The sequence below is a fragment of the Sphingomonas sp. BK580 genome (assembly GCF_014194975.1).
Lineage (GTDB): Bacteria > Pseudomonadota > Alphaproteobacteria > Sphingomonadales > Sphingomonadaceae > Sphingomonas.
Map to the genome: position 1 here is coordinate 65,660 of NZ_JACIAY010000001.1, position 21,727 is coordinate 87,386.

Sequence of the window (21,727 nt, forward strand, 5' to 3'; positions counted from 1 at the left end):
GGTCAGTCCTTTCGGGGCGGGGTGCCGGCGGACGGCTGGAGGGCGTTGCCCACCTGCGTCACGCGGCGAGGGTCGCAGTCGAAGGTGAGGCTCGCGGCGTCGACCTTGTCGGCCCAGCGCTTCCACCGGGCGAGCAGCGCGTCGGGATCCTCGCCGCGCTCGCGGATTGCGGTCTCCGGATCCATGAGGCCGGCGCGCACCATGTCGCGGATCGCCATGCCCTCGCTGGCGACGTCGAGCATCGCGCGCGCCGGCGGGGTCCATGCGACCGTGCAGCCATCGGTGTTGTGGCCGGCGAGCTGGGCCGCGCGCAGGAACCACGCGCCAGCGGGCTCGCAGAATTGCGGGATCAGCATGTTCCAGGTCCAGCTGTCCAGCTGGCGATAATACTGGATCCGGCCGATGCGCCCCGACGAAAAGTTGACCGCCTCGAGATCGCCGAAGATGTCATAGGGCAGGTTCATGCCGGTGGCGAAGGTGCGCACCGAGATCTTCGTGAAGTCGACGTAGCCATCGACACCGGGCGGGTTGGCGAACTCGATCTGGGTGCCCGCGGGCACGTCCTCGATCAGGCCGGGCTCGATGACCTCGGCGAGGTCCTGCTCCTCGCCGTCGTCGTCGGTGGCACCGATGCGGAACACCGCCCAGCTCGCCGCGATCTTCTGGCGGAGCAGCTGCGCGTCCTGATAGTCGCGGAAGTCCTGCATGGGCAGGATGACCGGAGCGAACCAGCTGGCGCCGTGCTGCTGCCCGGGGCGATCCTGGCGGAAGACGTGTATCACGTCGCGCGCCGGTACCGGCGTCGCCGTCAGGCTGCGCATAGCGACCGATCCGGGGTGCTGCGGGAAGAGCCAATAGGCCTCTCGCGAGCCGAGCTGGTCGAGCTGGATGCCCGAGACGTAGGCACCGCGATCGAAGATGCCGTTGCGGGTGGCGTCGAGGTGATCGGGCTCGAGCAGCTGCAGCTGGAACGGTACCGGCAGGCCGTCGCGCGCGAAGCGCGCGCGGTACCGCGCCAGCACCGAGCCGCTCTCCACCACCGTGCGGGCCGCCTGGTGCTGCAGGCCGTAGAGGTTCTGCCGGCCGTCCGCGTCGCAGGCGGTGCTCTCGAAGTGCGCCTTGGCCAGCGCAGTCAGCGCCTCGTCCGGCCTGCCGCCGCGCATGACCTGAAAGGTGATGCCGGTGCCGACCAGGTCGGTCGCAATCGCGGACACGGCACGCTCCGCGTAGGGGTTGTTGCGCACCATGTCGCGCGCGGTCTGCGCGAGGATCTGCGCCGCGCCCTGCAGCTCGTAATTGGCGTCCTTGGCAGTGCGCCGCCAACCCTGCGTCCGGCGCGAGCTCGTCGCGCCGTCATACTGCGCGCGGATCCCGCGCAGCGAGGCGCTCTGGGTCTTCGCCCGCTCCAAGCGGACGCGAGCCTCGGCGCGAGCGGCCGCGAAGCCGGGCGCGATCGCGGCGATGGTGCGCTCGAGCATGCCCATCAGCAGCCATTCCGCCATGCGGCCGCGCGCCGGCGACGTCGCCCGCTGCCAGGTGCGAAGGCGAGCGAGTCCATGATGCGCTGCTCCGCCTTCAGCATCGCGTCGGCCGACTGGTAGGTGACCTCGCGGCCGTCGGCATAGCGCACGCGCATGATGCCGCTGGCGATCGCCGCGCGCAGGGTGTCGAGGTCGGTCTGCGAGAACGCCATCAGCGCCGCCCTCCTAGATGGCTGCCCCGGGGCTTTCCGGTCAGCGGGTTGATCTTGCGTGGCTTGGGCTTCGGCGCTGGTGGCGCGCGTGCCTGATGCGGCGTCGGCTTGGCCGTCGCCGCCACCTCGGCTTCTTCCTCGACCTCGTGGCGCACCGGCGTGCGCAGATCGGCGCCAACCGCCTTCGCCCATTTGGCGTCCGACCAGCGATCCAATCCCAGCGCGTAGGCTGCGGCGCGCGCATAGACGCGGCAGTCGATCGCCTCGTTGCGCTCGCGGGTCTTCTGCCACTCCTGCCTGGTGAAGCCGGTGCGCTTGTTCTTCGTCGTGATCAGCTGCTCGGCGACGAGCTGCTGCAGCCACTCCGCGTCAGTGCCCATCGGCAGGTGAATGTACCCGGGTGGGTAATCCTCGCCGTCGAGCGGCTGCTCGAGCCGCAGCCAGGCGTACGTCTCGGACTTGAAGAGCGAGACCGCGATCGTCCAGAGTTGGACGCCGCGGGCGACCTTCGCACCGCGCACCGTTACGTCGACCCAGGTCGGTCCCATAACCGGCATGGAGGCGTTGAAGCTGCCGGTGCCCTTGATGGCCATCACCTCGCGCGGGTGGCGCCGCGCCCAGGCGTAGACGTGGGTGGTGGAATGACCGTCGCCGGTGTCGATCGCGAGCTTCGACATGCGGATCCGACGACCGGACGGCGTTTCCCACTCCTCGCCGAGGAAGGCGTCCATCTCCTTCCACACGTCCGGCCTTGAGGGATCGCCGTAAAAAACCCGGTGCTCGATGAGGACGCTTCGCATCCCCTTGCCCCAACCCCACACGCTCGCCTCGATGCGATCGCGCTGGACGTCGGAGCCAACGGTGATGCGGGCGACCCAATCCGGAGCTTCGCCCAAGGTCAGCTCCTGCGATCTACGCTCGTAGAGCCGCTGCCAATCGGGCGCCTCGCCCTTCTCGACCCAGGTCAGTCCCAGCGCGGTGTTGGTCCAGACCTTGTAGGTGTCCGGCGTCTTGCGCGCCTCAAGGAAGGCGGTGACGGTCGCCGACAGCTTCACCCAGGAGGAGTAAGCCTCCCAGATGTGGAAGCCGGCGATTCCGGTGAACGGCGCGGTCGCGCGCCACTCGCCCTTCAGCACGACGCCCCAGCGGTCCGCGTCGTCCCAGATGCAGCCGTGGTGCTCGCAGACGTAATGGGCGGTGTCGGGCCGGTGCGCGCCGGCCTTGGTCTTGTCCCATCGCACCTGCTCCCACTTGAGGACCTGGTGCTCGCCGCACTGGTGGCACGGCACGAAGAAGTAGCGCTTGTCCGACTCCTCGAACTTGGCCTCGATCCGGCACGCGCCCGCGATCGTCGGCGTAGATCCCGCCAGCTTGCGCCGGTTCCAGAAGTTGTTGGTCCGCTTGTACGCCAGGGTGAGCGGGTCACCCTCGACGCCGGCCGAGGCCGGATAGCGGCTCACCTCGTCAGCAAGGATGACGCGCATCGGCCGGGACGCCAGCGACGACGGACTGTTCGCTCCGACGACCACGAGCTGCCCGCCCGGGAAGCGCTTCTGCAGCAGCTTGTTGCCGCTGTCCCGGCTCTTCGCCTCCGAGATCTTCACACGCAGCCGGGGCGAGTCGCGCACCATCGGCGTGAGCCGGTCGGTCGACCAAGCCTCCGCCATCTCGAGCGTCGGCTGCATCACCATGATCGGTGATGGATCCTGGTCGATGAAGTAGCCGACGATGTTGTTGATGATCTCGGTCCACCCGACCTGGGCGGACTTCATCACCACGACCTCTTCGATCAGCGGGTCGCTGACCGCGTCCATGATGCCGCGCTGGAACTCAGCTCGGCTCGTGTCCCACTGCCCGGGCTCCGCGCTTGCCTCGGGGCTTAGCTTGCGGTGCTTGTCCGCCCACTGGCTCACCGTCAGCCGGGGCGGCGGCGCGAACACCGGCCACCAGGCCGACGCCGCCTCCGCGATCTCCGCCGTCGCCACCAGGTGGTTGGCGATCGGGCTCGACCGGCTGGGCACCGACCGTCGTGCCGGCGAGCTCGGCGAGCGCTTCATGCACGAGCTCCGTCAGCTTCTCCTGGATCGCGATCGGCGACTTCATCGCCGAGATCGCAGGGGCGCATTTGCTCGGCAGCGCGAGCAGCTTGGCGCGCACGCGGGCGAAGGCACCCTGCACCGCGAGGTTGACCTCGGCCCGGGGCAGCAGCTCGCGCCGCCGCTCCGCGTTCTTCATCGCCGCCTCGTCGGCCTTCTCGGCCGCGAGGCGGGCCTTGTGCTGGTCGAGCGTCTTACCCTTGCCGGCGACCGCGTTAGCGCTGGTCCAGGCGGCGACGAACTCGCCGAGGGTGGCGCCGTCACCAGGCAGCTCGCCCTTTGCGCGCAGGTCCGAGATCCAGCGGCTGGACTTGCCGAACAGGGCCGCCACTTCACTGAGCGTCGGCCTGTAACCCGCCAAATCCATGGGTTTTCGCCCCCCATGATGATGAAGTGACGAAATCGGCTGTACCTAGCGCGATGGCGCGCCATTGCCCCCCGCATAGCGGCCGCGCCGGGGAGGACCCGAAGGGTGGGGGGGGTGGCTCGCCACATTCGTTCGTCGGCGCGCAACTTTCGTGCGCGGCGCCGCCTCGGCCGCCCTCGGCCGGGAGGATCACGGCCGACCGGCGCCCGGTCGGGCTCCAGCCGACGGTCTGGGGACCGGGGGGCGCCTGTCAGGGCGCCGCCCGGTCGGCCCGCTCAGTCAATCGTGACGCCGAGCCCATCGAGCTCGTGTTCGATCCCGTCGATGCGACGCTGCAGCTCCGCGGCGACCCAGGGGCGAACCGCGTTGAGCATGTCCTTGTCCTGGTACTCGCCGCTGAGCGTCACGCCGAGGATGTTGCCGCGCTCGACGTCGTCGCGGCGTGTGGCCAGCGTCAGGCGCTCGTCGATCAGGCGCTTGGCCCGGCTCACGTCGGCGATCTTCATGCGGCCTTGCCCATCGTGCCGTCCTGGGCGGCACGCTCGAGCACGAACTCCTCGCCCGGGCTGGTCACGCCGAAGCCCAGGCCGCGCAGCTTGTCGCCGTGCGGGCCCTTGAGCGCGGCGCGCACCGCGGTCTTGTCGACCGCCTCGGTGACGCGGACATAGTCCTTCGCCCAGCGGTGCTGCTTGAGCGCAGCCACCGCCTCGTCCTCGGTGCCAGGCACGACGACGGCGCTTCGGCCGGCCTTGCTGCCGACGATACAGCCGAGCAGCTCCATCGTCTTCCGCTTGGCGGGCAGCAGGCCGAAGCCGGTCCGCCGCCACCACGGTTCGAGCTGCTCGCGCAGCTGATCCCGCTCGGCGATCATCGGTGCGATGATGGCATCGGCGACGGCGTTGGTGTCGGCGATCGCCTTGTCCCGGGCGACCTCGGCCGACTGGATCTCGTAGCCGAGCCGGGCGAAGCGCTCGAAGAGGGGGCTGGCCTGCTCGAGCGAGCCGTTGATGCGCAGCTTCACGGTCATGCTGCTGGCGCCGGCGTGATGGCGGCGACGATCGGGGCGACGGCGAAGCCCGCGGCCGCTGCCGGGTTGGCGAGCAGCGCGCGGATCGTGCCGAGCGTCAAGCCGACGATCGCGGTCTCAGGGTGACCGGCGTTGAGGAGGTCGGACAGGGTCCGGGTTTCGAGCTGCATCACCAGATCGCGCCTTCCTTGGTGACGCGCAACGGCGGCCGCTGCGGCGTCGGCGAACGGAGAACGGCGCGCATGTCGCGGCAGAGGCGATCCAGCGCCTCCTCTACCTCGAGGACGTCGCCGGTGGATTGGGCCAGCCCCGCTCGGTGGACCAGCTCGTCGAAGCGCGGTGTGAAGCGTTCGAGCTGGTGCACGTTCAAGCGGGGCTGGGACACCGCGCGGTCGGCGCGGTGCAGCTGCTGATCCGCCTGAGTCGGGGCGGACGAGAGGAGGACGGGAAGCGATCGGGTCACGTGACGGCCTCCCCTCAGCCGGCGCAGGCCGCACGCCCTGGGAGGGAAGGCGAACGGGCTGCTGCGGGCGCAGCTATGGCGGGGTCGTTTGTGCCGAGCTCGTGACCGCTTTTCGCCGTGCCCTTGGGGGCACTGCCCCTAAGGTCACCCCCTGCCCCACTGGTCGAGGCCGGCGACGAGCACGGCGCGCGCGCGGCGATTGGACATGCGCCAGCGCCGCGCTGCGGCGGTGAGCGGCACGCGATCGACGATGACGGCGAGCAGCATGGCGGTGTGCGGCGCCACCGCGGCGCGCCAGGCGGTATATCGCTGCTCGAGGATCACAGCGCCGAGGCGCTCGGCCGATGCGGCGTTGGGCCCGCCTCCAGAGCCGCGCTGCTCCCACTTGGCCGTGCGGACGGCGACCTCGGCCGAGATCTGCTCGTGCGCCGCGACGATGCGCTCGGCCGCGGCGAGCTGGTGATGGTCGATGGCACCAGTGCGGTGCAGCCGCGCGAGCGCGCCCTCCTGCGCTGCAGCCAGCTCGAAAAAGTGGTGGGTCTCAGGCGTGCCCTGCCTATGGCCGTAGCGCTCGCGCAGCTGCACGCGCTCTTCGATCCCGGGCGCGAGCTCGATGATTGGCGCCTTCGCCTTCTTCCGCTTGCTGGTCTTCGGTCGCCGGGGCCGCGGTGCGCCGAGCACCAGGTGCTCGATGCGCTGCTGCTCGCGCTCGGCAGAATCAGCCGCCGCTGGACGCGCGGCGCTCGGAAGGCTGTGCATGAAGATCCCCCACTTCGACGGCGGGGATATGCTCCAACATGGCGATCAGCGGCAGGTGACCTTGGGGACACGGCACACCGGCGAGGATATCCTTGTCGACGACATAGCCTTCGCGGCGCAGCTCCTCGAGCACGAGCTCGCGGAAAAGCCCAGGGATGCTGATGCCGCGCTGCGCGCCGGGCACGCGCTCGATCATGTTGGCGACGGCGAGCTGGTGCACCAACGCCTTCGCGCGCGTCTTGCTCACCCCAAGGGCCGCCATGATGTTGTTGATCGAAGGGCTCTGCCCGGTGCGCGTGATGTACGCGCGGATGAAGTTGTAGGCTTCGTCCCGCCGGCTGATTGGCTTGGAGCCGTCGGTGATCACCGCGATTGAAACACCCATCTGGCCCCTCATCCCCGACGAAAGAACATAGCGCGATCATCGGTGAATAGCCAGTTACGCACGATGAACTGACGCGGATGACCTGCTGTTCGCAGCGGAGCGTCGCTGGTAAGCAACACCTATGACGCCAGGCATTATTCCGCACTGGAGCGAGGCTATACGACGCTGGGCTACCAGCGCCGACCAGGTTGAAGCCGTGTGGGCGTTCGGCTCTCGCGTTAAGGGACGCTACCGTCCGGATAGCGACCTCGACCTAGCGTTGATCGTTGCTGGCGAAGATGACCAGGAACGCATGGGCAATGCAATCTGCATGGCTCCGCGGTGGGAAGCGGAGCTGCAGGCGCTACTTCCGGTTAAGCTGCACCTGCACTGCATGGAGCCAGACGACGTCATCGTCACTCCCGCCGTGCGGGAGCATGGCACCCTGCTCTACAGCTCGCTGAAACTTTCGATTAGGAGCGCGCAGGCGGCAGCGCGCGTAAGCTGAAGGACAGCCCTTTTTTCACGCGACAGACTTGTTTGCTGCACGCCGCTCACGTTCTAGCGTTATCCAACCGTCGATTGTACCACCATAAAATGAGAGAGCTGAGTTGACCGCTGATAGTACCTCGATCGCGTTCTGATCTCCTGCCGAAGCCGCTTCACCGAAGCTTTCTAACACGGAAGGCACATCGTCGAAGATCGCCTCCAGTCCCTTCGGGTCGATCGAAGCCTCTTCCCCATTGCTGTCTCTTGACCGACCTATCAGTGAACGGCCGACGTATGCTAATCTTCCAACGTCGTCTCCTGCGAATTTCAGCACGGCAGCGACGACCTCGTCCCTGTACCCTGCTTGAGACCATGCAAATAGCATGGACGCTGAGCGACGCTGCAGCACAATCCCGTCAATACCTAAATTCCGCAACCTTGGTATAAACGAGTCGCGCATGGCGCCATACTCGTCAATCGAGGTGATCAAGTTGTACGAGCGTGCTTGCTCGCCGCTTAGACCATGATCTTGCGTCTCAACACGCAGTAAGTACACGAGGAAGTCTAAGTATGGAGCACGGCTAAAAAGCTCTACAAGCAAGTTTTTCCACTCAGCCCCGGCCGGTGCCCTCAATGCGCCTATCGCATTTCTCGCCAGCGCCCAAGAACGGGGATGACCCCATTCCTCTATGTGCTCGCTTCCAAGCTTGGCGGCAACGCTAGCGATGGCAGACGCGAGATTACGCAGATCCGAATTCAGTAGTCGGTCGGGGGAGGTATACCGCAAATGGTCCAGCATACGCTCGGCCTTGGTCGCGCCGGAGCTACTGGACTCTTCCGCCATGCTTTCGAGAAGCTCACTCGCCGCCGAAGCCGACTCTCGGCTCGAGGAAAGTAACGCTTCAATGTCGGCAACGTCAACCGAGCCCTTAGACTTCGCAAGAGCGAAATAGATGCGGCTATGATCCGGACTTCCTAAACGTCGATCTTGAGACGCTCGCTCCCTGTGGCTACGATCCATAGCAAAAACACGTTCGTCTCCCTGTTTGATGTCCCCTTTTCCGTAGCCAAGCCTAGGAATCACTAAGTCTAATTCAGCAACCATCCTATCCCACTCGGTGCCATCAGCTTCGAGAGCTTCGTCAAGGCGTTTGCCCACCTGCGTTCTTTCACTTGGATCGATCGACCCACGCCCAGAGGCTAATACCGCAAGCGCATCAAGATATTCTTCAGTCCAACGATAGAGATGCGGATTTGCTACTGCAATGATCCGGAGCCAGACAAGATCAGCTAGATCAACCCGACCTTCAAGAGACGGCCAAATCAACCGAAGACTATCAAGGATTCTTGTAACCGTTCGGGGCGTGTCAAAGCAGCGACCACCAGTCGTATCAATCACCTGCATCAAACGTTGACCAACGCTCGCGCCGCACTCCGTGAAGAGAGCCAATTCGGTGGAAAAAAGTCGCCTCAACGCAAAAGACTCTGGTCTCGGCACGCCGATCTCAGTCTGTATAATTTTTTCCAGGAATGCACGGCCATCTCGCACGCCTATGGCCGTTTCAATAGAACGTGCGAGCGTCGTTCCATCGTAGCACAGCAGGTATGCAACGTTCGGAAAATCAGCGACCGATCGGACGAGGCGCAACAACTCGCGGACCTCAGCGGGCTCCAATCTGTCGACATCATCAACGGCTACAATAATTCGATGGTTCAACCCTTTAAGCGCCGCGGCAAGCTCATCTTTTCTGACCGAAAGAGGAGGACCTTTCGGCTCGCTGCTGGAAACCTCGCCCACCTTCTCTAAGATCGGACCCAAGACACTAAGACCTGGGACAACAGCGCCTGCTAGCCCAGTTAGCTTGCCAACTGGCCCGAGATGCTTAGCGTAGCTTCTAAGCTTCTCAGCAACATCTTGAGCCGCAATCTTTGTCTTTCGGGTGGCGTCCCCGCCACGATACTCGATGTTGGCGACTGCGGTAGCAAGCGAGTCGAAAAGCTCAGCTAGAAGCTGATCACGATCTCCTACAAGCCACGGACGAAATTCTACGACCGACGCCTTCTCAGCGTTAGATCGCAATTGCTGTAGCGTGATTGCCATGAGGCTTGACTTCCCCGAGCCCCAAGCCCCTTCAATTCCCAGAACAAGGCCTTTGGCGCCCGCCTGTGAGCTGAGGGATGACGCGATCCTCACCGCTATGGGCGCGATGCCAAAGCGATCTTCTGCTGCGGACGTGATCGGCCTATCGCCGTGAAATTCGGTTGTCATACCGCAGGCTATGCCACTCACGCGGCGCAGCCAATGCGCATGCACGCTCTCGGCGTTGAGATTTATGGAAGCCGAGCTGGTTGCCTCTCATCGCAGCGAACCAATAAGCGGTGGATGGCCCTGAGACCAAGACGAACGAGGCGGAGATGACCTCCGCCGCGGTCCCAACGACTCGGCAGAAAAGCTAGGGTTGGGACATGCCAGGAGCTTGCGATACCCGCGCGATACCCGCGCCGCCGGTCGCGGCATGGCACTCAATCGCTCCACCATAGCACTGCGGGCGAGATCCTACGCCCGGTGCGCTCTGCATCAATCCCCGCGTCGGGACGTATGACCTTCCTTGTGACGGCGCTCACAACGTTGCCGGCGCTTGTTCAACGCATTGTCGATCCGAACTAAGCCTACTTGCTCGCCTTCGGTGCCGTTCGTTCAAGCAGCAGCTTCAGATCGCCGCGTGTCTCCGCCTGCTGCACTGCCACCGCGTTGATCTTCGACTCTACCCCAACGATCCGCGCCTCAACCTTCTCAAAGCCGCTGTTCACCGTGTCGAACTTGGAGCCGTTATAGACGTACAGACCAATGATCGCGAGGAAGGGCGCGATCGCGCCCGCGATGATAAAGCCGGTGAGCCGCCGCACGTCGTCGTGCAGCTGCTTCAACTCGCGTTCTACGTTGGCCTTCCAGTCGTCAGTCATTCCGCCTGATGTGCCCCCGCCGTCATTCGGCGGCAAGGGGCCGCCGCCACGAGCGCCGCGGAAAAGATCGTAGACCTGCCCGCGAATGCCTTCGTCCCGGTTATCAGTCATCAGATCGGCTCGCTTCCGTTTGCAAGCGTCGTAGCTCCTGATAACTAGCGACCAAAGCTATGGTGAGGCGCATCGCATTTTGCGCTTCAATGAGGGAGGTCGCCGTTTTAGCGATCCGCGACATCGTCACCTCAAGCTCCCGGGACGCAAAGCTATCAGACACACCCATTAGATGAACGCCTGCTTCGCACAGGCGATCAATCGAGTTGGTAAGGCTTTTCACCGCCTGTACCGGCCACACGACCTCTGCCTTAGGATCCAAATCGGACCACATCTTAGCGATGTCATCGGGTATCCTGTAGGTTTCCGGCAGCCCTCGCATGGCGGCCTCTTGGACGCGTTTCCACTCTTCATCCTGCTCACTCACAGGGTCGCCCCCACTTGCATGGTCGGCGCCGGAGCACCTGGCGGCAGCGGTGATGGAGGTGGCTCAACGATGCCGCGCAGAAGCGTCCAGGCGGCGCTACGATGTACCAGATGGGCCATGGCTACGTAGTTTCCTTGCGCATGGCGAAGGACCCTTGCTTATGCATCGTTGGGTGCGGTGCAGGTGATGGATCGACGAGTGGTCGCAAAAGGGTCAGCGCGGCGGCGCGCTGGCCATCATCCATGCGTCGAAACAGCTCGACCCACTCCATCTCTTCGCAAGAGAGCACGGGTGGTGCTGGCGCGTCCTCAAACGGGTCGTCCGTTTCCCCCGATAGGTAGGCAGGCGTGGTGCCCAGCTCGCGTGCGATCTTGTGGAGATGGGTAGAGCCCTTCTTACTCGTGCGAAGGAGCTTGTAGATCGTGGGCTGCTTAACGCCGACGCGACGCGCGAGCTCAGACTGGGTCATACCCAAGTCCAGCATGCGCTCGCTAACTCGTTCGCTCACGATCATGGCCCAATAGGTATAGCTATGGGTATTGACCGCTACGAAGATATAGGTCTAGACCGAACTCGACCCAAAGCTATAGGGCGTGATTCGGCGTGGATGTGGACCCAACCAGCAGCAAGGCGGCCGGAGAGCTGGCGAGAGCAGTCGAGCTTCTCGGCGGGCAGGCAGCCGTCGCGCGCTTGGTCGGGGTAGCGCAACCTTCCGTTTGGAAGTGGCTGAGGCGAGGCAAGCACCTTCCGGGCGAGCACGTCCTCAAGCTCGAGAAGGCGCTCCAGGAGATCGGCTCGCCGATCAACCGCCACGATCTGCGACCGGACCTCTATCCACGCGAGGATCACGCCGTCAGTCACGACACCGCTACCATGGAGCCGGCGCGATGACGCGCGAGCGCCAGAAGCTGAAAGCGGCAGCGGCGAAGGTGTCTGCAGATGCTTGCTTCACGGAGGAGCAAGAGCAGCGGATCCACGTGATCGCTGCTCACGTTGCTCTGCAGTTGATCAGTCGCTCTTCGCCCAGCGTGCGTGGTCAGGATCGGAGGCTCGGTCGATGATCGCGTCCCAATCGATCTGCTCAGCAATTGCACGCCCGAGGATCCGCCCCTCCACTTGCTCCTCTGTCTGCTCTGACGCCGACAGAACCTCTTGGACGCGCTGCAAGGAAGTACGGAAGTCATGCACGACGCTCGATCCGTGGCGCCGCGCCACGACGTCGAGGAGGGCGAAGACGCAACGAAGTGCCACCACCGCGTCTTCGACCGGGCGATACACGTTCGCAGCCTCCTCTTGTGCGATCTGTTCCTCGCTGAGCCCAAGATTAACCAGTGACTTTCGATACTCGGCGCTAAGCGGTCGCCAGCCAAACGGCCTTTCCGACATGAGGACACCTCTTCGTGGTGTTGTAGGGACATCCACGATAGCCGGACGGGGCGGTGCGTCCAGCACCGCCCCCGAAGGCTCAAAGCTCCGCGTCGACTCACCAAGCTCGCGCGCGACAGCCGGAGGGGGACAGACCGCGTCGGCCGAACCGAATTGCCGATCGGCGCGCCTGTCCCCCGAAGGTCTCTCAACAGCTTTCCCCATCGACCGCTCGCAGGCCGGTCGATCCGTGTCCCATGTCTGCGGATCCCCCGACTGCTCAGGCGCCGGCGGCCCCCCCCGCCGGCGCCCATCAACCAGGAACAGCTTCTCTGATGCGCGTCGTTCGATCAGCGACCCTCACCCCGGTCATCTCCCGCAACGACGTTCACGCCGCAGTGCGACAGGCGCTTCGGCGCTACCTCGGCCACGGCAAGCCCCTGACGGTCAAGCAGCTCTCGAACCAGAGCGGCGTCGCCGATCGGCTAATCGAGTGCGCCTGCAACGAGGTCGGCACCGGCGACTGGCGACCTCTCCCGGTCGAGAAGCTGCTGTCCCTGGCGATGGTGCTGGGCCCCGACTTCACGAACACCTGGCTGAGCTTGGCTCGTCAGGGCTCGTTCGCAATGGCCACGACGATCGAGCAGACGCCAAGCCAGGCTGTTGCGCTGATGGCCGGCGACGTCGCCGAGTTCGCCTCCTACGCCGCCGATCAGACGATCTCGCGCGCAGAGGCGCCCAAGCTGCTCGCGATCGCGAGCCGCCAGCAGGAGCATTCCGCCCGCCTCGCGGCGCTGGCCGCTGCTGCCCAGAGCGAGCCGCGGTGAACGCGCCGGCTCGCCCTACCCCGGACACTAGCTGAGCTTCGGCTCGGTCAAATCCCGATCAACTACCATCCGCCGGGCCTGCAAGCGTCGAGCTTCCGGGAACGGCTTTCTGCTGCCGAAAGCTGCCATGTCCTACGGTGCCGCCCTCATCACGCCGCTTACCCCCGGAGGCTATTTCGCCGCCCGGCGAGCAGCACGGCAGCTCAGCGCTGTGGAGCTGGCGGAGCGGATCGACTGCCTGCCGCATATCGGCGTGCACGATCGCGCGGCGTGGTTGCGGCTGATCGAGGCTGACGTGATGCCGGCGAGCTGGTCGACGATCGCCGCGCTTTCCGAGCACCTCGCGCTCGACCTGGATCTTCTCGCTGCACTCGACGCGGCGCGTCTCGGCTCAGACGCCGCAGCGCCTGCCCACTGCCACACCTGCGGCATCACCCCGCGTCAACTACAGGAGGCGCCCGCGTGGCCGTCCGAGATCCTCTGTCCGGGGTGCAAGGCGTGAAGCCCTATTCTTCTCGCGACCATGCGCTCGGGCGCATGATCGGCTGCGCACTGCTCGGCTTCGGCATCATCCTGGAGCTCTCCGATCATCCTCGTCTCGCCTACGCCGCCCTCATCCTCGTGTTCGCGATCGTGCTTTCGATGCTGCGCGACCTGACCCTCAAGGGAGACCGCTAGTGCACCACGTCGCCTTTCCGCCGCGTCGCCAAGCTCGTGCGCGTGCGATCTCCCGACCACTGCCGCCGATCGCCGCGCCGATGCCGATCGTTGAAGGAGCGCCGCAGGCGCGCGGCCTCAGCTCGTTGGACACCATCGCGCTCCAGATCGTCGCCGGCTTCGTGTTCCCCCTCCCGGTGATCCAGGTTGGTCACTGGCTGTTCGGCTGGACCAGCGTTACCGTCATGTTCGGTGGCCAGTGATGGCGTCGCGAACCCGCACAGTTGGGCCGGTGGTTGAGATGGCCGCTCACGGCGGCACCGTGCGCACCTGCCGAGTCATGACCGAGATCTCGATCGACACGGTAGAGTTGCCGGAGGGGCACTTCGCCACGATCGTGCTCTCGCTACCGGGCAACCGCTTCGCAACGCTCGCCATCCTCGATCACGATGACGTCGAGGCGACCTGCGAGCTCCTGCGCAACGCCTCGGCCGACGCGCAGCGCGCCGATCGAGGCGGAGCGATGTTAGCGGGTGTCGCCTCTGAGGAGCGGCACTGATGCCGGCCGACGTCGCCGCGGCCGTTCAGGCTGGCAACGCCGTGCTGCTCGGCCAGGGTGACGGCACCTATGACGAGGCGCTCGACGCGATCCGGCTTCTCGTCGCCGCGGCTTCTCCGCCGGCGGTACCGCTGCAGGACGATCGATGGCGCTGGAAGCGCTTGCTTGAGAGCACGGAGGCTTTGGTCAAGCGGACGGAGACGGAGTCCGGCTTCTTTCGCGAGTGGTCGGCAGCTGAGCGCGCCGCGAAAGACGTTCGCGCCATCTTCACCAGCGTAAGCACCGGCGCGAAGGCGACTGCACAATGAGCGGCGACGATCGCGGCGAGGGCATAGGCGGCGGGGCGGTCGCGGCCGATGAGCTGCGCCTCCTGATCGAGCGCGCCGAGCGCCTCGAGGAAGAGAAGAAGGGCATCGCCGACGACATCAAGGATGTCTTCGCCGAGGCGAAGAGTCGGGGCTACGACGCCAAGGCTATCCGGCAGATCATGCGGATCCGCAAGCAGAAGCGCGAGGAGTACCAGGAAGAGCAGTCGATCCTCGAGGTCTACATGCAAGCGCTGGGCATGATCTAGTGGCGTGCCACAGCGTCCCTTTGCCGGGCGGCGGATCCGCCATCGTCTGCACCACCAGCCGGCGTCAGCGCTGCCGGTGCGGTCGCGTGGCGACGCTAGCGTGCGACTGGAAGGTGCCGACGCGCCGCAGCGGGACGTGCGACGCGCCGATCTGCACCCGCTGCACGACGTCGCCGGCGCCCGAGAAGGATCTCTGCGCGGCGCACGCGGCCGCCTTCGAGACGTGGCGCGCGGCTCGCGCCGCGGCCGCCCCCGTCGAGGGGGTGCTGCTCTGATGCGCGCGATTTCACTTTGGCAGCCATGGGCCTCCGCTATGGCTTTCGGTCACAAGACAATCGAAACCCGCAGCTGGTCGACGGATTATCGGGGACCTCTCGCGATTCACGCTGCAAAGCGGTGGACCGGCGAAGAGCGGCGGTTGAGCGCCTGTTTCGCGGAGTGGTTCGGCGCGCCCGAGCTGCTGACGCCCCCTCGCGGGTGCATCGTCGCCGTGCTCGAGCTGTACGGCTGCGAGAGCACCGAGTCTCTCGAGACGATCGCCACCAAGGAGCAGCTGCTAGGAGATTACGGCGAAGGCCGGTTCGCCTGGCGCACTCGCAACCTGCTCAAGCTCCCAGATCCGATCGCGTACCGCGGCGCGCAGGGTTTCTTCCGCGTGCCTGACAGCCTCCTCAACGAGGCGATTGGGCGGTGATGAAGCGCGCCGGCTATACCTGGACCCAGGACGCTGACGCCCAGCTGGTCGCGCTCAAGGCGCGCGGCTTGAGCGCCGGCGCGATGTCCGAGCAGCTCGGCGCCAGCCGCAACGCCGTCCTCGGCCGCCTCCATCGCCTGCGCGCCGCTGGTGACCCGCGCGTGCCCGCGGCCGAGCCGAGCCCGATCGGCGGGAAGCTTCCGAGCGCCAGCGCGCCGGCGACGCTCGGCGATCGCTTGGCCGACCTGGTGGCGGACGAAGATCTCTCGATCGAGGACGCGGCGGCGCGGCTCGGCATCAGCAAGCGTGAGGCGCTCGCGCTCTGGCAGACGATCGTCGACCGACGCGGCGAGCAAGCCGCGTGAGCCGGCGCTGCCCGCCCCTGTTCGAGCGCCTGGTCGCGCTCCCCGCCCGAGCCGGTTCGGGGAGCCGGCCGGATGCGTCGACTCCCCTCCCCATTTCCAGCACGCCGGCGGTTGGCCCCGCCGGTGCGCTCTCACGCAAGCCGGAGACCCACCAGCCATGAAGCAGAGCCGCTCCCCCGCCAAGCCCCGCGTGTCGAATAAGGCCGCGCCCAGCGCCGCCGTCGTCGCGGCGATCGCTCCGTCGACGCCGTCGCTGATCGAGCTCGATCGACTTCGCCGCGCGCCCGAGAACGTCCGGCACATCCGTGTCGACGAGGATGTTGAGAGCCTGGCCGAGGACATCACGGTCCATGGCCTGCTGACCTCGCTGATCGGTTACGAGGCGAGCTGGCCCGAGGACGCCGATCGCGTCTTCATCGTGGGCGGCGGCCGGCGCCTGCAGGCGCTCGAGCTGCTGCGCGAGCGCGGCGCGATCGCCGGCGACTTCACCGTGCCGGTCCTCATCCGCAACGTCGAGCTGGCTGTTGAGCTGTCGCTGGCGGAGAACCTGCAGCAGCGCACCATGTCGCCCGTCGACGAGTTCCACGCCTTCAAGGCGCTGATGGACACGGGGCGCCACTCGCCGGCCGAGCTGGCGAAACGGTTCGGCTTCACTGAGCGCCTGGTCAAACAGCGGCTCCGCCTGGCCGAGCTGGCTGAGCCGATCCTCGACGCGCTGGCGAACCGGCAGATCACGCTCGACACCGCCCAGGCCTATGCGACCGTCCAGGACAAGGCGCGCCAGGAGAAGGTCTTCAAGAGCCACTCGAGGATCGCGAACCCCGCGTGGAGCCACCACCCGCACAATGTCCGCCGCGACCTCCAGAACAACGCGACCACGACCGCGACGCAGCTCTTCAAGTTCGTCGGTGCCGAGAGCTACGAGATGCGCGGCGGCGACTATGAGGACGACCTCTTCTCGGAGGCGGGCCCCGATCGTGTGCTGCGCGATCCTTCGATCCTTGAAGCGGCCGCGAAGGAAATGATCGCGTTTCAGGCCGACCGGCTGCTCGCCGAGCTGCGCGAGTCGGACGCGTGGGCCCCGACGATCTCCGGCTATGTCGTCACGGCCGACCTGCAGTTGGGCACCTACGGGGTCGCGTACACCGCGAAGCCGACCGCGCCGGCAGGCTACAGGACGGTTGATCGCTACGACGACGCCCCGGTCTGGCGGACGATCCGTAACAACGGCATCGACGTGCGGGTGGTCGTCGGGATCGACCCGGAGGGCAAGCTCGCCGCTTGGCCGAAACTGCTCTTCGTCGAGGAAGATCAGGCCGACGCGGTAGATCCTCGCCACGCCGCGGCCGCGCGTCCGGCCGAGACGCCCGAGCAGGTCGCCGCGCGCCAGCGCGCCGAGGGTGTCAAGAAGTTCGCCTATCGTCGCGCGGTCGGCCCGTTTGCAGGCACCCGCTTCGAGGGACGGGCCTACTGGCCTGACGGATGGCGGGCGGAGCCGGAGAAGACGGCAGTCGACGGCGTGCCCGGCTGGCTCGTTCCCGTCCGCATCTTCGTCACCGATGCCGAGGTAGTGGCCGCGCGCAGCGGCGCCGAGCAGGACTATGACGACGATCTCGCCGCCCAGGCCCGCGCGAAGGAAGCGCAGGCGGAGCGTGAACGCGAAGCTGACGAGGCGGCGAGGCGGCGATCGGCCGAGCTGACCGCCATGGATCCGCCCGCGGTGGCAGTGATCGATGGTGAGGCGTGGTTTCGCGCAGAGGACGAGAGCTACGCGCCGGCCTACAACGAGGACGCTACCGTGGGCAGCTGGGCAGAGCTGCTCGAGCACTACGACGCGGACGATATCGCCAGCACCTTCGAGACGCGCACTGCCTTCGACCAGGCGATGGCGGACGCTGGCGCCGCGCCGATCGCGGAGGCGGCTGAGTGACGCGAGCTACCTTCATCAGCCGCGACGTGCGCGCCGGCTGCCTCGTGTGCGGCGGCTCCGACCCAAGATGGCTCGGACCGAACGCGCAAGGGGTGGCAGCGCGTCACCACGACGCGACCGGCCACGCCACCTGGTGCGACGTCGACATGAGCATCCGGTACGGTCGCGAGGAGACGGACGCGGCGCAAACCGACATCGAGGACGCGATCGGAGCTGCGGCATGAGCCGGCGCGCTTCGCCTCGCCAGGTTCGCGTCGACAACGACGGCGTGACCATGACCGTCACGCGCGAGATGCGGCTGCGGCACGTCAGCGACATCGCTCGCGGCGACGGCGTCGTGTTCGGCGGCGACAGTATGGGGCACTGGAATGTCGACCGGATCAACCGGATCCTCGACGCCATGGAGGCGCCAACTCGGCAGCTGAGCCTCCCTCCAGCCGCAATGCACGGCATGGCGATGGTCGGAGCTCCCGACCCGGTCAAGGTCGAGGCCTACGTCCGCATGGGCCTAAGCCACATGCCACCGCTGACCTTCGTCTCCCTCGACGAGCCAGAGAAGCAGGCAGGATCGATCATCCGCACGATGCTGGTCGATGGCCATCACCGCATGGCCGCGCTCTTCGTCATGGGCGTGGGATCCGTGCCAGCGCGGGTGCTCCCTCGTGAGCTCGAACGCGACGTCCGCGTCGTCGAGCTCAGCGAGGTGGCGATCTTTCCCGAGCCGCAGGTCCTCAACAACGAGATCGAGTTGGGGAGATGGCGAGCGTGAGCATGGACCTGACACACGCCATGGCCGGCTCAGCTCTGAGGCGGGCATCTGCGATCGACGACACGGTTCGTGTTGCGACTGCCGGCCTGGGTGACGATGCGCGCCGGATCGCGCGGCTCGCTGCCACCATCGCCTTCGATGCCGGCTTCGCCATGCGCGAGCTGCTGCACGCGGACCTCGCTGACGTAGCGACCGCACCATCAACCACTAGTCCAGCGATGGAGGACGAAGAGCCGTGAACGCCCCCAGCAGCATCGCCCAACTCGACCGCCGCTTCTGCAAGGCGGTTGAGGACGGCAAGGGCCTCCGCCTTGAGGCCTCCGACATTGATCTGCTCGTGACGCATGGCGTCCTGCCGGTCATTCACAATGCAAGCCAAGAATATCTTAGGGAACAAGCCAAGTGTCGGGACATGAGGCGCCGCTCTATCGCCGCGGCAAATACTGGCTCGGATGGGACCGAAAGCGCGACGGGTCGCTCCGTTCGCCTTATCTCACCGTCTTCTGGTACGACGTCGACGCAAAGCGTGTCCGCAGCTCATCAACGGGCACGACGGCCGAGGGCGAGGCAGCCCTGATCCTTGATCGTCGCTACCTCTCCGACTCGACGGAGGCCGCGGCTTTCTGCCCGACGTGCGGTCAGCCGGTCGCCCAGGCGAGCGCCTACCTGCTCACCGACGCGATCGCCGACTATCGGCTCGAGTGGGGCGACAAGCGCGCGTCAGCCGAGGCGATCGAGACGCGGCTCAATCACGTGCTCGACTTCCTGGGGGCGCAGGACAAGGCCGGCGGCCGCTTTGGCCTGGCGACGAGCTGCGCGATCGCGTGCTCGAGCGCCTTCGTCACCGACTTTCGGGCTTGGTCGCGGGCAACGCCCGCGCGCTGGCGCAACAAGGCCGGCGAGATCACGGTCGAGCGCCCGCGCGCGCCGTCGTCGACCGAGGCGTCGGTGGCGCAGCTGATCGCCGCGCTCAATCATGCCGCCAACGCTGACCCGGCGCGCTCGGACAAGCGGCCAGCGTATCGCCCGCTCCCCCCTAGCCAGGTGCAACGCGCTCGCCGGCACCGGATCGGCGTGGACCAGCTCGCGGCGATGCTGAGCTACGCGGCGGAGCCGAGCAGGCGCCGTGGCTCACTCCACCGCTTCCTGGTCGCCTCAATCTGCACGATCGCACGGCCGAGCGCTGTCTGCGACATATCGGTCGCGCCCGATCGTCACCAGTGGAGCCCCGGCGCCGACACGATCGATCTCAATCCGCAGGGCCGGATTCAGAACAAGAAGCGCCGCCCCCTCCTCCCGGTGCTGCCGCTTCTCGCCGAATGGCTCGAGGCCGAGCTGGCGGAATACCTAGCGCTGGCCGAGGAGGCTCGAGCGGGGCGCGGCTGGCTCGTGAACTACTACGGCCGGCCGGTGAAAGACGTTGATCGCGCCTGGGCGACAATGCTCGCCGAGCTGAAGATGCCGACCGGCCGCGAGTGGCGTCCGTACCTGCTGCGCCACAGCCTGGCGACGCTCGTCCGCAATCGCGGGGCGGCACGCTGGGACCTCGAAGGCTTCATGGGCCATCGCGCGCCCAGCCAAACCGAAACCTACGCGATCGGTGAGTTTCCAACGGTGGTGACCGCCCTGGGCAGCATCATCGCAGAGTTAGAGCGACTGGCTCCGGGAGCCCTGCACCGGACCAACACCGGAGCCAGTCGACCCACACCCAACCTCAGGGAGGTCAAGATGCCCGGATAACCGCGAAAAATGCTGGTGCCGCTTACAGGACTCGAACCTGTGACCCCATCATTACGAATGATGTGCTCTACCAACTGAGCTAAAGCGGCCCGATCGCGCCCCGGGGGGCACCGCATCGTGGAGCGCGCGCTTAGCAGCGGGTCCCGGACGTGGCAAGCGCTTCCGGACTTTACGCGGAGTTTACCATCCATGGTGCAGATCGGGCGTGACAGGCCGACTCCGCAGGCCTCACTGGGACGATGAGCATGGACACGCCGCGCGGCCACGACGACCTCCGCCATGATCTCGACCCGACCGAGGGCGGCGTCGGCGAGGCGGTGCTCGCGATCGGCGGCGACGAGCGGCGCATGCACGTGCGCGCCTACAATCACTGGGTCTCGCTGCTCGGGAACCGGCCTTATCCCGCGATCGCCGACCTCGAGCCCGCCAGCATCGCCGACTTCGGCGCCAACAGCGTACTGCTCGACTTCTCCGCCGGGGTGGACGACCCGTCGGTCCAGTTCATCGGCCGCGCGCTGCGCGATGAGTGCGGCGTCGACCAGACGATCGCTCGGATCAGCGACGTGCCCGCGCGCTCGCTGCTGTCGCGGCTCACCGATCATTACCTGCAGATTATCGCCAACCAGGCACCGATCGGCTTCGAGGCGGAGTTCGTCGGCACGCGCGGGCACGCCACATTGTACCGCGGCATCCTGATGCCCTTCTCGTCGGACGGCGCCTCGATCGACTTCATCTACGGCGTGATCAACTGGAAGGAGCTGGTCACCGCCGACCATCAGGCCGCGCTTGACCGCGAGCTGTCGGTGGCGCGCGCGCCGCGCCACGATCCCGTGCCCGCCGCCACCTGGGCCGACGGGCCGCACGCCGACGTCGAGCTCGAGGCTATGCCCTGGCCCGAGGCCGCGGCCGCCGCGTCGCTCGACGACCGGCTCGCCGCGGCGCGCGAGAGCGCGGCCTCGGCACGTGCCGCCGCGACCCGCAGCCACGCCGCGCTGTATCGAGCGCTCGGCCGCGCGCACGACTTCGCGCTCGCCGCCGCCGAGGCGCCCGAGCGGCTCGCCGCGATCCTCGATGCGGCCGCGATCAGGGTCCAGGCGCGCGCGCCGATGACCGCGATCGCCAAGCTGATCTTCGGCACCGATCACGACAAGACGCGGCTGACCGAGCTGGCCACCGTGCTCGCCTGGGCGGCACGCACCGGCGTCGCCGAGGGTGACCTCGCGCGCGTGCTCGACACGACCGAGGGCGGGATCAAGCGGGTGGTCACCGAGGAGCGCGCGGCGCGCCGGCCGGTGCCGCGGGTCGCGCCGCGGCTGGCGCCCGCGCTCGCCGCTCGCGCAGCACTGGCGGAGGTCGCGCTCGACAGTGGCTTGGCCGAGGGCGAGCCGGTGGTGCTGCTCGGCCGCGCGGTGGCCGGCGGCATCATGGTGATCGGCACCGTCGGCGACGATGCCCGATTGGCGGAGCAGGTGCTGCGGCGGCTCGGTTGAGGCCGGCGCTTACCGGCCTGCGAGGTCGCCACTTCGCCGGCTGGAACGCGATCGCTG

Annotated in this window: 33 protein-coding genes and 1 tRNA gene; 18 read left to right on the top strand and 16 right to left on the bottom strand. The window is 66.7% G+C overall.

All coding sequences use genetic code 11. The annotated features are described in order from the left end of the window. Window positions 1-2 precede the first annotated feature (2 nt). From FHY05_RS00315 to FHY05_RS00355, 10 genes are all read right to left on the bottom strand, one after another. Window positions 3-1,502: a phage portal protein gene (locus tag FHY05_RS00315; protein WP_260181068.1), complete on the bottom strand. Its 1,500-nt coding sequence runs from the start codon at window positions 1,500-1,502 to the stop codon at window positions 3-5. Next, complete coding sequence (locus FHY05_RS00320; RefSeq protein ID WP_183942443.1) at window positions 1,484-1,693, bottom strand: phage head-tail joining protein; 210 nt, start codon at window positions 1,691-1,693, stop codon at window positions 1,484-1,486. The genes FHY05_RS00315 and FHY05_RS00320 overlap by 19 nt, the downstream gene beginning before the upstream one ends. After that, a complete protein-coding gene (locus FHY05_RS00325; RefSeq protein ID WP_311732329.1) occupies window positions 1,693-3,507 on the bottom strand; it encodes a phage terminase large subunit family protein in 1,815 nt (604 codons plus the stop codon). The genes FHY05_RS00320 and FHY05_RS00325 overlap by 1 nt, the downstream gene beginning before the upstream one ends. Before the next feature lie 16 nt (window positions 3,508-3,523). After that, window positions 3,524-4,156 (bottom strand): hypothetical protein, encoded by a 633-nt coding sequence (locus FHY05_RS22350; protein WP_260181069.1) that lies wholly within the window; start codon window positions 4,154-4,156, stop codon window positions 3,524-3,526. 275 nt (window positions 4,157-4,431) lie between these two features. Further along, window positions 4,432-4,662, bottom strand: coding sequence for a hypothetical protein (locus FHY05_RS00330; protein ID WP_183942445.1), 231 nt, complete (start codon window positions 4,660-4,662; stop codon window positions 4,432-4,434). Further along, window positions 4,659-5,183, bottom strand: a complete 525-nt coding sequence (locus tag FHY05_RS00335; RefSeq protein WP_183942446.1) for a host-nuclease inhibitor Gam family protein — start codon at window positions 5,181-5,183, stop codon at window positions 4,659-4,661. The genes FHY05_RS00330 and FHY05_RS00335 overlap by 4 nt, the downstream gene beginning before the upstream one ends. Beyond that, window positions 5,180-5,356 (bottom strand): hypothetical protein, encoded by a 177-nt coding sequence (locus tag FHY05_RS00340; RefSeq protein WP_221190927.1) that lies wholly within the window; start codon window positions 5,354-5,356, stop codon window positions 5,180-5,182. Before FHY05_RS00340 ends, FHY05_RS00335 begins: the two co-directional genes overlap by 4 nt. Beyond that, a complete protein-coding gene (locus FHY05_RS00345) occupies window positions 5,353-5,646 on the bottom strand; it encodes a hypothetical protein (RefSeq protein WP_183942448.1) in 294 nt (97 codons plus the stop codon). The genes FHY05_RS00340 and FHY05_RS00345 overlap by 4 nt, the downstream gene beginning before the upstream one ends. A gap of 144 nt (window positions 5,647-5,790) precedes the next feature. Then, window positions 5,791-6,405, bottom strand: coding sequence for a hypothetical protein (locus FHY05_RS00350; RefSeq protein ID WP_183942449.1), 615 nt, complete (start codon window positions 6,403-6,405; stop codon window positions 5,791-5,793). After that, complete coding sequence (locus FHY05_RS00355; protein WP_221190928.1) at window positions 6,365-6,802, bottom strand: hypothetical protein; 438 nt, start codon at window positions 6,800-6,802, stop codon at window positions 6,365-6,367. The genes FHY05_RS00350 and FHY05_RS00355 overlap by 41 nt, the downstream gene beginning before the upstream one ends. 109 nt (window positions 6,803-6,911) lie before the next feature. Between FHY05_RS00355 and FHY05_RS00360 the strand changes: the two genes are divergently transcribed. Beyond that, a complete protein-coding gene (locus FHY05_RS00360) occupies window positions 6,912-7,277 on the top strand; it encodes a nucleotidyltransferase domain-containing protein (protein ID WP_183942451.1) in 366 nt (121 codons plus the stop codon). A 15-nt stretch (window positions 7,278-7,292) separates the two neighbouring features. On the opposite strand, the gene FHY05_RS00365 is transcribed toward FHY05_RS00360, so the two are convergent. From FHY05_RS00365 to FHY05_RS00380, 4 genes are all read right to left on the bottom strand, one after another. After that, entirely contained in the window at window positions 7,293-9,527 is a 2,235-nt protein-coding gene (locus FHY05_RS00365) for a P-loop NTPase fold protein (RefSeq protein ID WP_183942452.1), read from the bottom strand. A gap of 401 nt (window positions 9,528-9,928) precedes the next feature. Beyond that, a complete protein-coding gene (locus tag FHY05_RS00370) occupies window positions 9,929-10,333 on the bottom strand; it encodes a hypothetical protein (RefSeq protein WP_183942453.1) in 405 nt (134 codons plus the stop codon). Continuing rightward, window positions 10,326-10,700, bottom strand: coding sequence for a hypothetical protein (locus tag FHY05_RS00375; RefSeq protein WP_183942454.1), 375 nt, complete (start codon window positions 10,698-10,700; stop codon window positions 10,326-10,328). The genes FHY05_RS00370 and FHY05_RS00375 overlap by 8 nt, the downstream gene beginning before the upstream one ends. A 121-nt stretch (window positions 10,701-10,821) precedes the next feature. Beyond that, window positions 10,822-11,214 (bottom strand): helix-turn-helix domain-containing protein, encoded by a 393-nt coding sequence (locus FHY05_RS00380; RefSeq protein ID WP_183942455.1) that lies wholly within the window; start codon window positions 11,212-11,214, stop codon window positions 10,822-10,824. 95 nt (window positions 11,215-11,309) lie between these two features. Here FHY05_RS00380 and FHY05_RS00385 point away from each other — a divergent pair, with 95 nt between their 5' ends. Further along, window positions 11,310-11,591, top strand: coding sequence for a YdaS family helix-turn-helix protein (locus FHY05_RS00385; protein WP_183942456.1), 282 nt, complete (start codon window positions 11,310-11,312; stop codon window positions 11,589-11,591). A 117-nt stretch (window positions 11,592-11,708) separates the two neighbouring features. Here the strand turns inward: FHY05_RS00385 and FHY05_RS00390 are convergent, their stop codons facing one another. Continuing rightward, the gene (locus tag FHY05_RS00390) at window positions 11,709-11,978 is read right to left on the bottom strand and encodes a hypothetical protein (RefSeq protein WP_183942457.1); all 270 of its coding nucleotides are present in this window, start codon (window positions 11,976-11,978) and stop codon (window positions 11,709-11,711) included. Window positions 11,979-12,400: 422 nt separating this feature from the next. Here FHY05_RS00390 and FHY05_RS00395 point away from each other — a divergent pair, with 422 nt between their 5' ends. The 15 genes from FHY05_RS00395 (at window position 12,401) to FHY05_RS00465 (ending at window position 20,180) form a co-directional block, all read left to right on the top strand. Beyond that, window positions 12,401-12,892 carry a hypothetical protein gene (locus FHY05_RS00395; protein WP_183942458.1) on the top strand — a complete coding sequence of 164 codons (492 nt, stop codon included), beginning with the start codon at window positions 12,401-12,403 and terminating at the stop codon, window positions 12,890-12,892. Between the two features lie 127 nt (window positions 12,893-13,019). Next, window positions 13,020-13,394: a hypothetical protein gene (locus FHY05_RS00400; RefSeq protein WP_183942459.1), complete on the top strand. Its 375-nt coding sequence runs from the start codon at window positions 13,020-13,022 to the stop codon at window positions 13,392-13,394. After that, window positions 13,391-13,570, top strand: coding sequence for a hypothetical protein (locus FHY05_RS00405; RefSeq protein WP_183942460.1), 180 nt, complete (start codon window positions 13,391-13,393; stop codon window positions 13,568-13,570). Before FHY05_RS00400 ends, FHY05_RS00405 begins: the two co-directional genes overlap by 4 nt. After that, window positions 13,570-13,812: a hypothetical protein gene (locus tag FHY05_RS00410; protein ID WP_183942461.1), complete on the top strand. Its 243-nt coding sequence runs from the start codon at window positions 13,570-13,572 to the stop codon at window positions 13,810-13,812. Before FHY05_RS00405 ends, FHY05_RS00410 begins: the two co-directional genes overlap by 1 nt. A 77-nt stretch (window positions 13,813-13,889) precedes the next feature. Further along, window positions 13,890-14,108, top strand: a complete 219-nt coding sequence (locus tag FHY05_RS00415) for a hypothetical protein (protein WP_183942462.1) — start codon at window positions 13,890-13,892, stop codon at window positions 14,106-14,108. Continuing rightward, window positions 14,108-14,416: a hypothetical protein gene (locus FHY05_RS00420; protein WP_183942463.1), complete on the top strand. Its 309-nt coding sequence runs from the start codon at window positions 14,108-14,110 to the stop codon at window positions 14,414-14,416. Before FHY05_RS00415 ends, FHY05_RS00420 begins: the two co-directional genes overlap by 1 nt. Next, window positions 14,413-14,682 (top strand): DUF2312 domain-containing protein, encoded by a 270-nt coding sequence (locus FHY05_RS00425; RefSeq protein ID WP_183942464.1) that lies wholly within the window; start codon window positions 14,413-14,415, stop codon window positions 14,680-14,682. The genes FHY05_RS00420 and FHY05_RS00425 overlap by 4 nt, the downstream gene beginning before the upstream one ends. A gap of 86 nt (window positions 14,683-14,768) precedes the next feature. Next, window positions 14,769-14,957 (top strand): hypothetical protein, encoded by a 189-nt coding sequence (locus FHY05_RS00430; protein ID WP_183942465.1) that lies wholly within the window; start codon window positions 14,769-14,771, stop codon window positions 14,955-14,957. Beyond that, a complete protein-coding gene (locus FHY05_RS00435) occupies window positions 14,957-15,376 on the top strand; it encodes an ASCH domain-containing protein (protein WP_183942466.1) in 420 nt (139 codons plus the stop codon). Before FHY05_RS00430 ends, FHY05_RS00435 begins: the two co-directional genes overlap by 1 nt. Then, window positions 15,376-15,741, top strand: coding sequence for a GcrA family cell cycle regulator (locus FHY05_RS00440; protein ID WP_260181119.1), 366 nt, complete (start codon window positions 15,376-15,378; stop codon window positions 15,739-15,741). The genes FHY05_RS00435 and FHY05_RS00440 overlap by 1 nt, the downstream gene beginning before the upstream one ends. Before the next feature lie 157 nt (window positions 15,742-15,898). Continuing rightward, a complete protein-coding gene (locus FHY05_RS00445) occupies window positions 15,899-17,671 on the top strand; it encodes a ParB/RepB/Spo0J family partition protein (RefSeq protein ID WP_183942468.1) in 1,773 nt (590 codons plus the stop codon). 92 nt (window positions 17,672-17,763) lie between these two features. Further along, the gene (locus tag FHY05_RS22355; RefSeq protein ID WP_260181070.1) at window positions 17,764-17,895 is read left to right on the top strand and encodes a hypothetical protein; all 132 of its coding nucleotides are present in this window, start codon (window positions 17,764-17,766) and stop codon (window positions 17,893-17,895) included. Window positions 17,896-17,945: 50 nt separating this feature from the next. Then, window positions 17,946-18,440, top strand: coding sequence for a hypothetical protein (locus FHY05_RS00455; protein WP_183942470.1), 495 nt, complete (start codon window positions 17,946-17,948; stop codon window positions 18,438-18,440). Then, window positions 18,437-18,679, top strand: coding sequence for a hypothetical protein (locus FHY05_RS00460; RefSeq protein WP_183942471.1), 243 nt, complete (start codon window positions 18,437-18,439; stop codon window positions 18,677-18,679). Before FHY05_RS00455 ends, FHY05_RS00460 begins: the two co-directional genes overlap by 4 nt. A 163-nt stretch (window positions 18,680-18,842) precedes the next feature. Then, on the top strand, window positions 18,843-20,180 hold the full coding sequence (locus FHY05_RS00465; protein ID WP_183942472.1) for a hypothetical protein: 1,338 nt from the start codon (window positions 18,843-18,845) through the stop codon (window positions 20,178-20,180). Between the two features lie 13 nt (window positions 20,181-20,193). On the opposite strand, the gene FHY05_RS00470 is transcribed toward FHY05_RS00465, so the two are convergent. Then, window positions 20,194-20,269, bottom strand: a tRNA-Thr gene (locus FHY05_RS00470). A gap of 156 nt (window positions 20,270-20,425) precedes the next feature. On the opposite strand from FHY05_RS00470, the gene FHY05_RS00475 reads away from it, so the two are divergent. Further along, window positions 20,426-21,670: a hypothetical protein gene (locus FHY05_RS00475; protein ID WP_183942473.1), complete on the top strand. Its 1,245-nt coding sequence runs from the start codon at window positions 20,426-20,428 to the stop codon at window positions 21,668-21,670. The last annotated feature ends 57 nt before the right edge of the window (window positions 21,671-21,727 follow it).

Coding starts and splice junctions, on each gene's coding strand:
- FHY05_RS00425 (WP_183942464.1), top strand. CDS start 14,413: ATGAGCGGCGACGATCGCGGCGAGGGCATAGGCGGCGGGGCGGTCGCG.
- FHY05_RS00420 (WP_183942463.1), top strand. CDS start 14,108: ATGCCGGCCGACGTCGCCGCGGCCGTTCAGGCTGGCAACGCCGTGCTG.
- FHY05_RS00355 (WP_221190928.1), bottom strand. CDS start 6,802: ATGAGGGGCCAGATGGGTGTTTCAATCGCGGTGATCACCGACGGCTCC.
- FHY05_RS00320 (WP_183942443.1), bottom strand. CDS start 1,693: ATGGCGTTCTCGCAGACCGACCTCGACACCCTGCGCGCGGCGATCGCC.
- FHY05_RS00440 (WP_260181119.1), top strand. CDS start 15,376: ATGAAGCGCGCCGGCTATACCTGGACCCAGGACGCTGACGCCCAGCTG.
- FHY05_RS00435 (WP_183942466.1), top strand. CDS start 14,957: ATGCGCGCGATTTCACTTTGGCAGCCATGGGCCTCCGCTATGGCTTTC.
- FHY05_RS00360 (WP_183942451.1), top strand. CDS start 6,912: ATGACGCCAGGCATTATTCCGCACTGGAGCGAGGCTATACGACGCTGG.
- FHY05_RS00455 (WP_183942470.1), top strand. CDS start 17,946: ATGACCGTCACGCGCGAGATGCGGCTGCGGCACGTCAGCGACATCGCT.
- FHY05_RS00395 (WP_183942458.1), top strand. CDS start 12,401: ATGCGCGTCGTTCGATCAGCGACCCTCACCCCGGTCATCTCCCGCAAC.
- FHY05_RS00325 (WP_311732329.1), bottom strand. CDS start 3,507: ATGGACGCGGTCAGCGACCCGCTGATCGAAGAGGTCGTGGTGATGAAG.
- FHY05_RS00370 (WP_183942453.1), bottom strand. CDS start 10,333: ATGACTGATAACCGGGACGAAGGCATTCGCGGGCAGGTCTACGATCTT.
- FHY05_RS00335 (WP_183942446.1), bottom strand. CDS start 5,183: ATGACCGTGAAGCTGCGCATCAACGGCTCGCTCGAGCAGGCCAGCCCC.
- FHY05_RS00380 (WP_183942455.1), bottom strand. CDS start 11,214: ATGATCGTGAGCGAACGAGTTAGCGAGCGCATGCTGGACTTGGGTATG.
- FHY05_RS00315 (WP_260181068.1), bottom strand. CDS start 1,502: ATGGCGGAATGGCTGCTGATGGGCATGCTCGAGCGCACCATCGCCGCG.
- FHY05_RS00415 (WP_183942462.1), top strand. CDS start 13,890: ATGACCGAGATCTCGATCGACACGGTAGAGTTGCCGGAGGGGCACTTC.
- FHY05_RS00330 (WP_183942445.1), bottom strand. CDS start 4,662: ATGAAGATCGCCGACGTGAGCCGGGCCAAGCGCCTGATCGACGAGCGC.
- FHY05_RS00445 (WP_183942468.1), top strand. CDS start 15,899: ATGAAGCAGAGCCGCTCCCCCGCCAAGCCCCGCGTGTCGAATAAGGCC.
- FHY05_RS00350 (WP_183942449.1), bottom strand. CDS start 6,405: ATGCACAGCCTTCCGAGCGCCGCGCGTCCAGCGGCGGCTGATTCTGCC.
- FHY05_RS00400 (WP_183942459.1), top strand. CDS start 13,020: ATGTCCTACGGTGCCGCCCTCATCACGCCGCTTACCCCCGGAGGCTAT.
- FHY05_RS00365 (WP_183942452.1), bottom strand. CDS start 9,527: ATGACAACCGAATTTCACGGCGATAGGCCGATCACGTCCGCAGCAGAA.
- FHY05_RS22350 (WP_260181069.1), bottom strand. CDS start 4,156: ATGGATTTGGCGGGTTACAGGCCGACGCTCAGTGAAGTGGCGGCCCTG.
- FHY05_RS00475 (WP_183942473.1), top strand. CDS start 20,426: ATGGACACGCCGCGCGGCCACGACGACCTCCGCCATGATCTCGACCCG.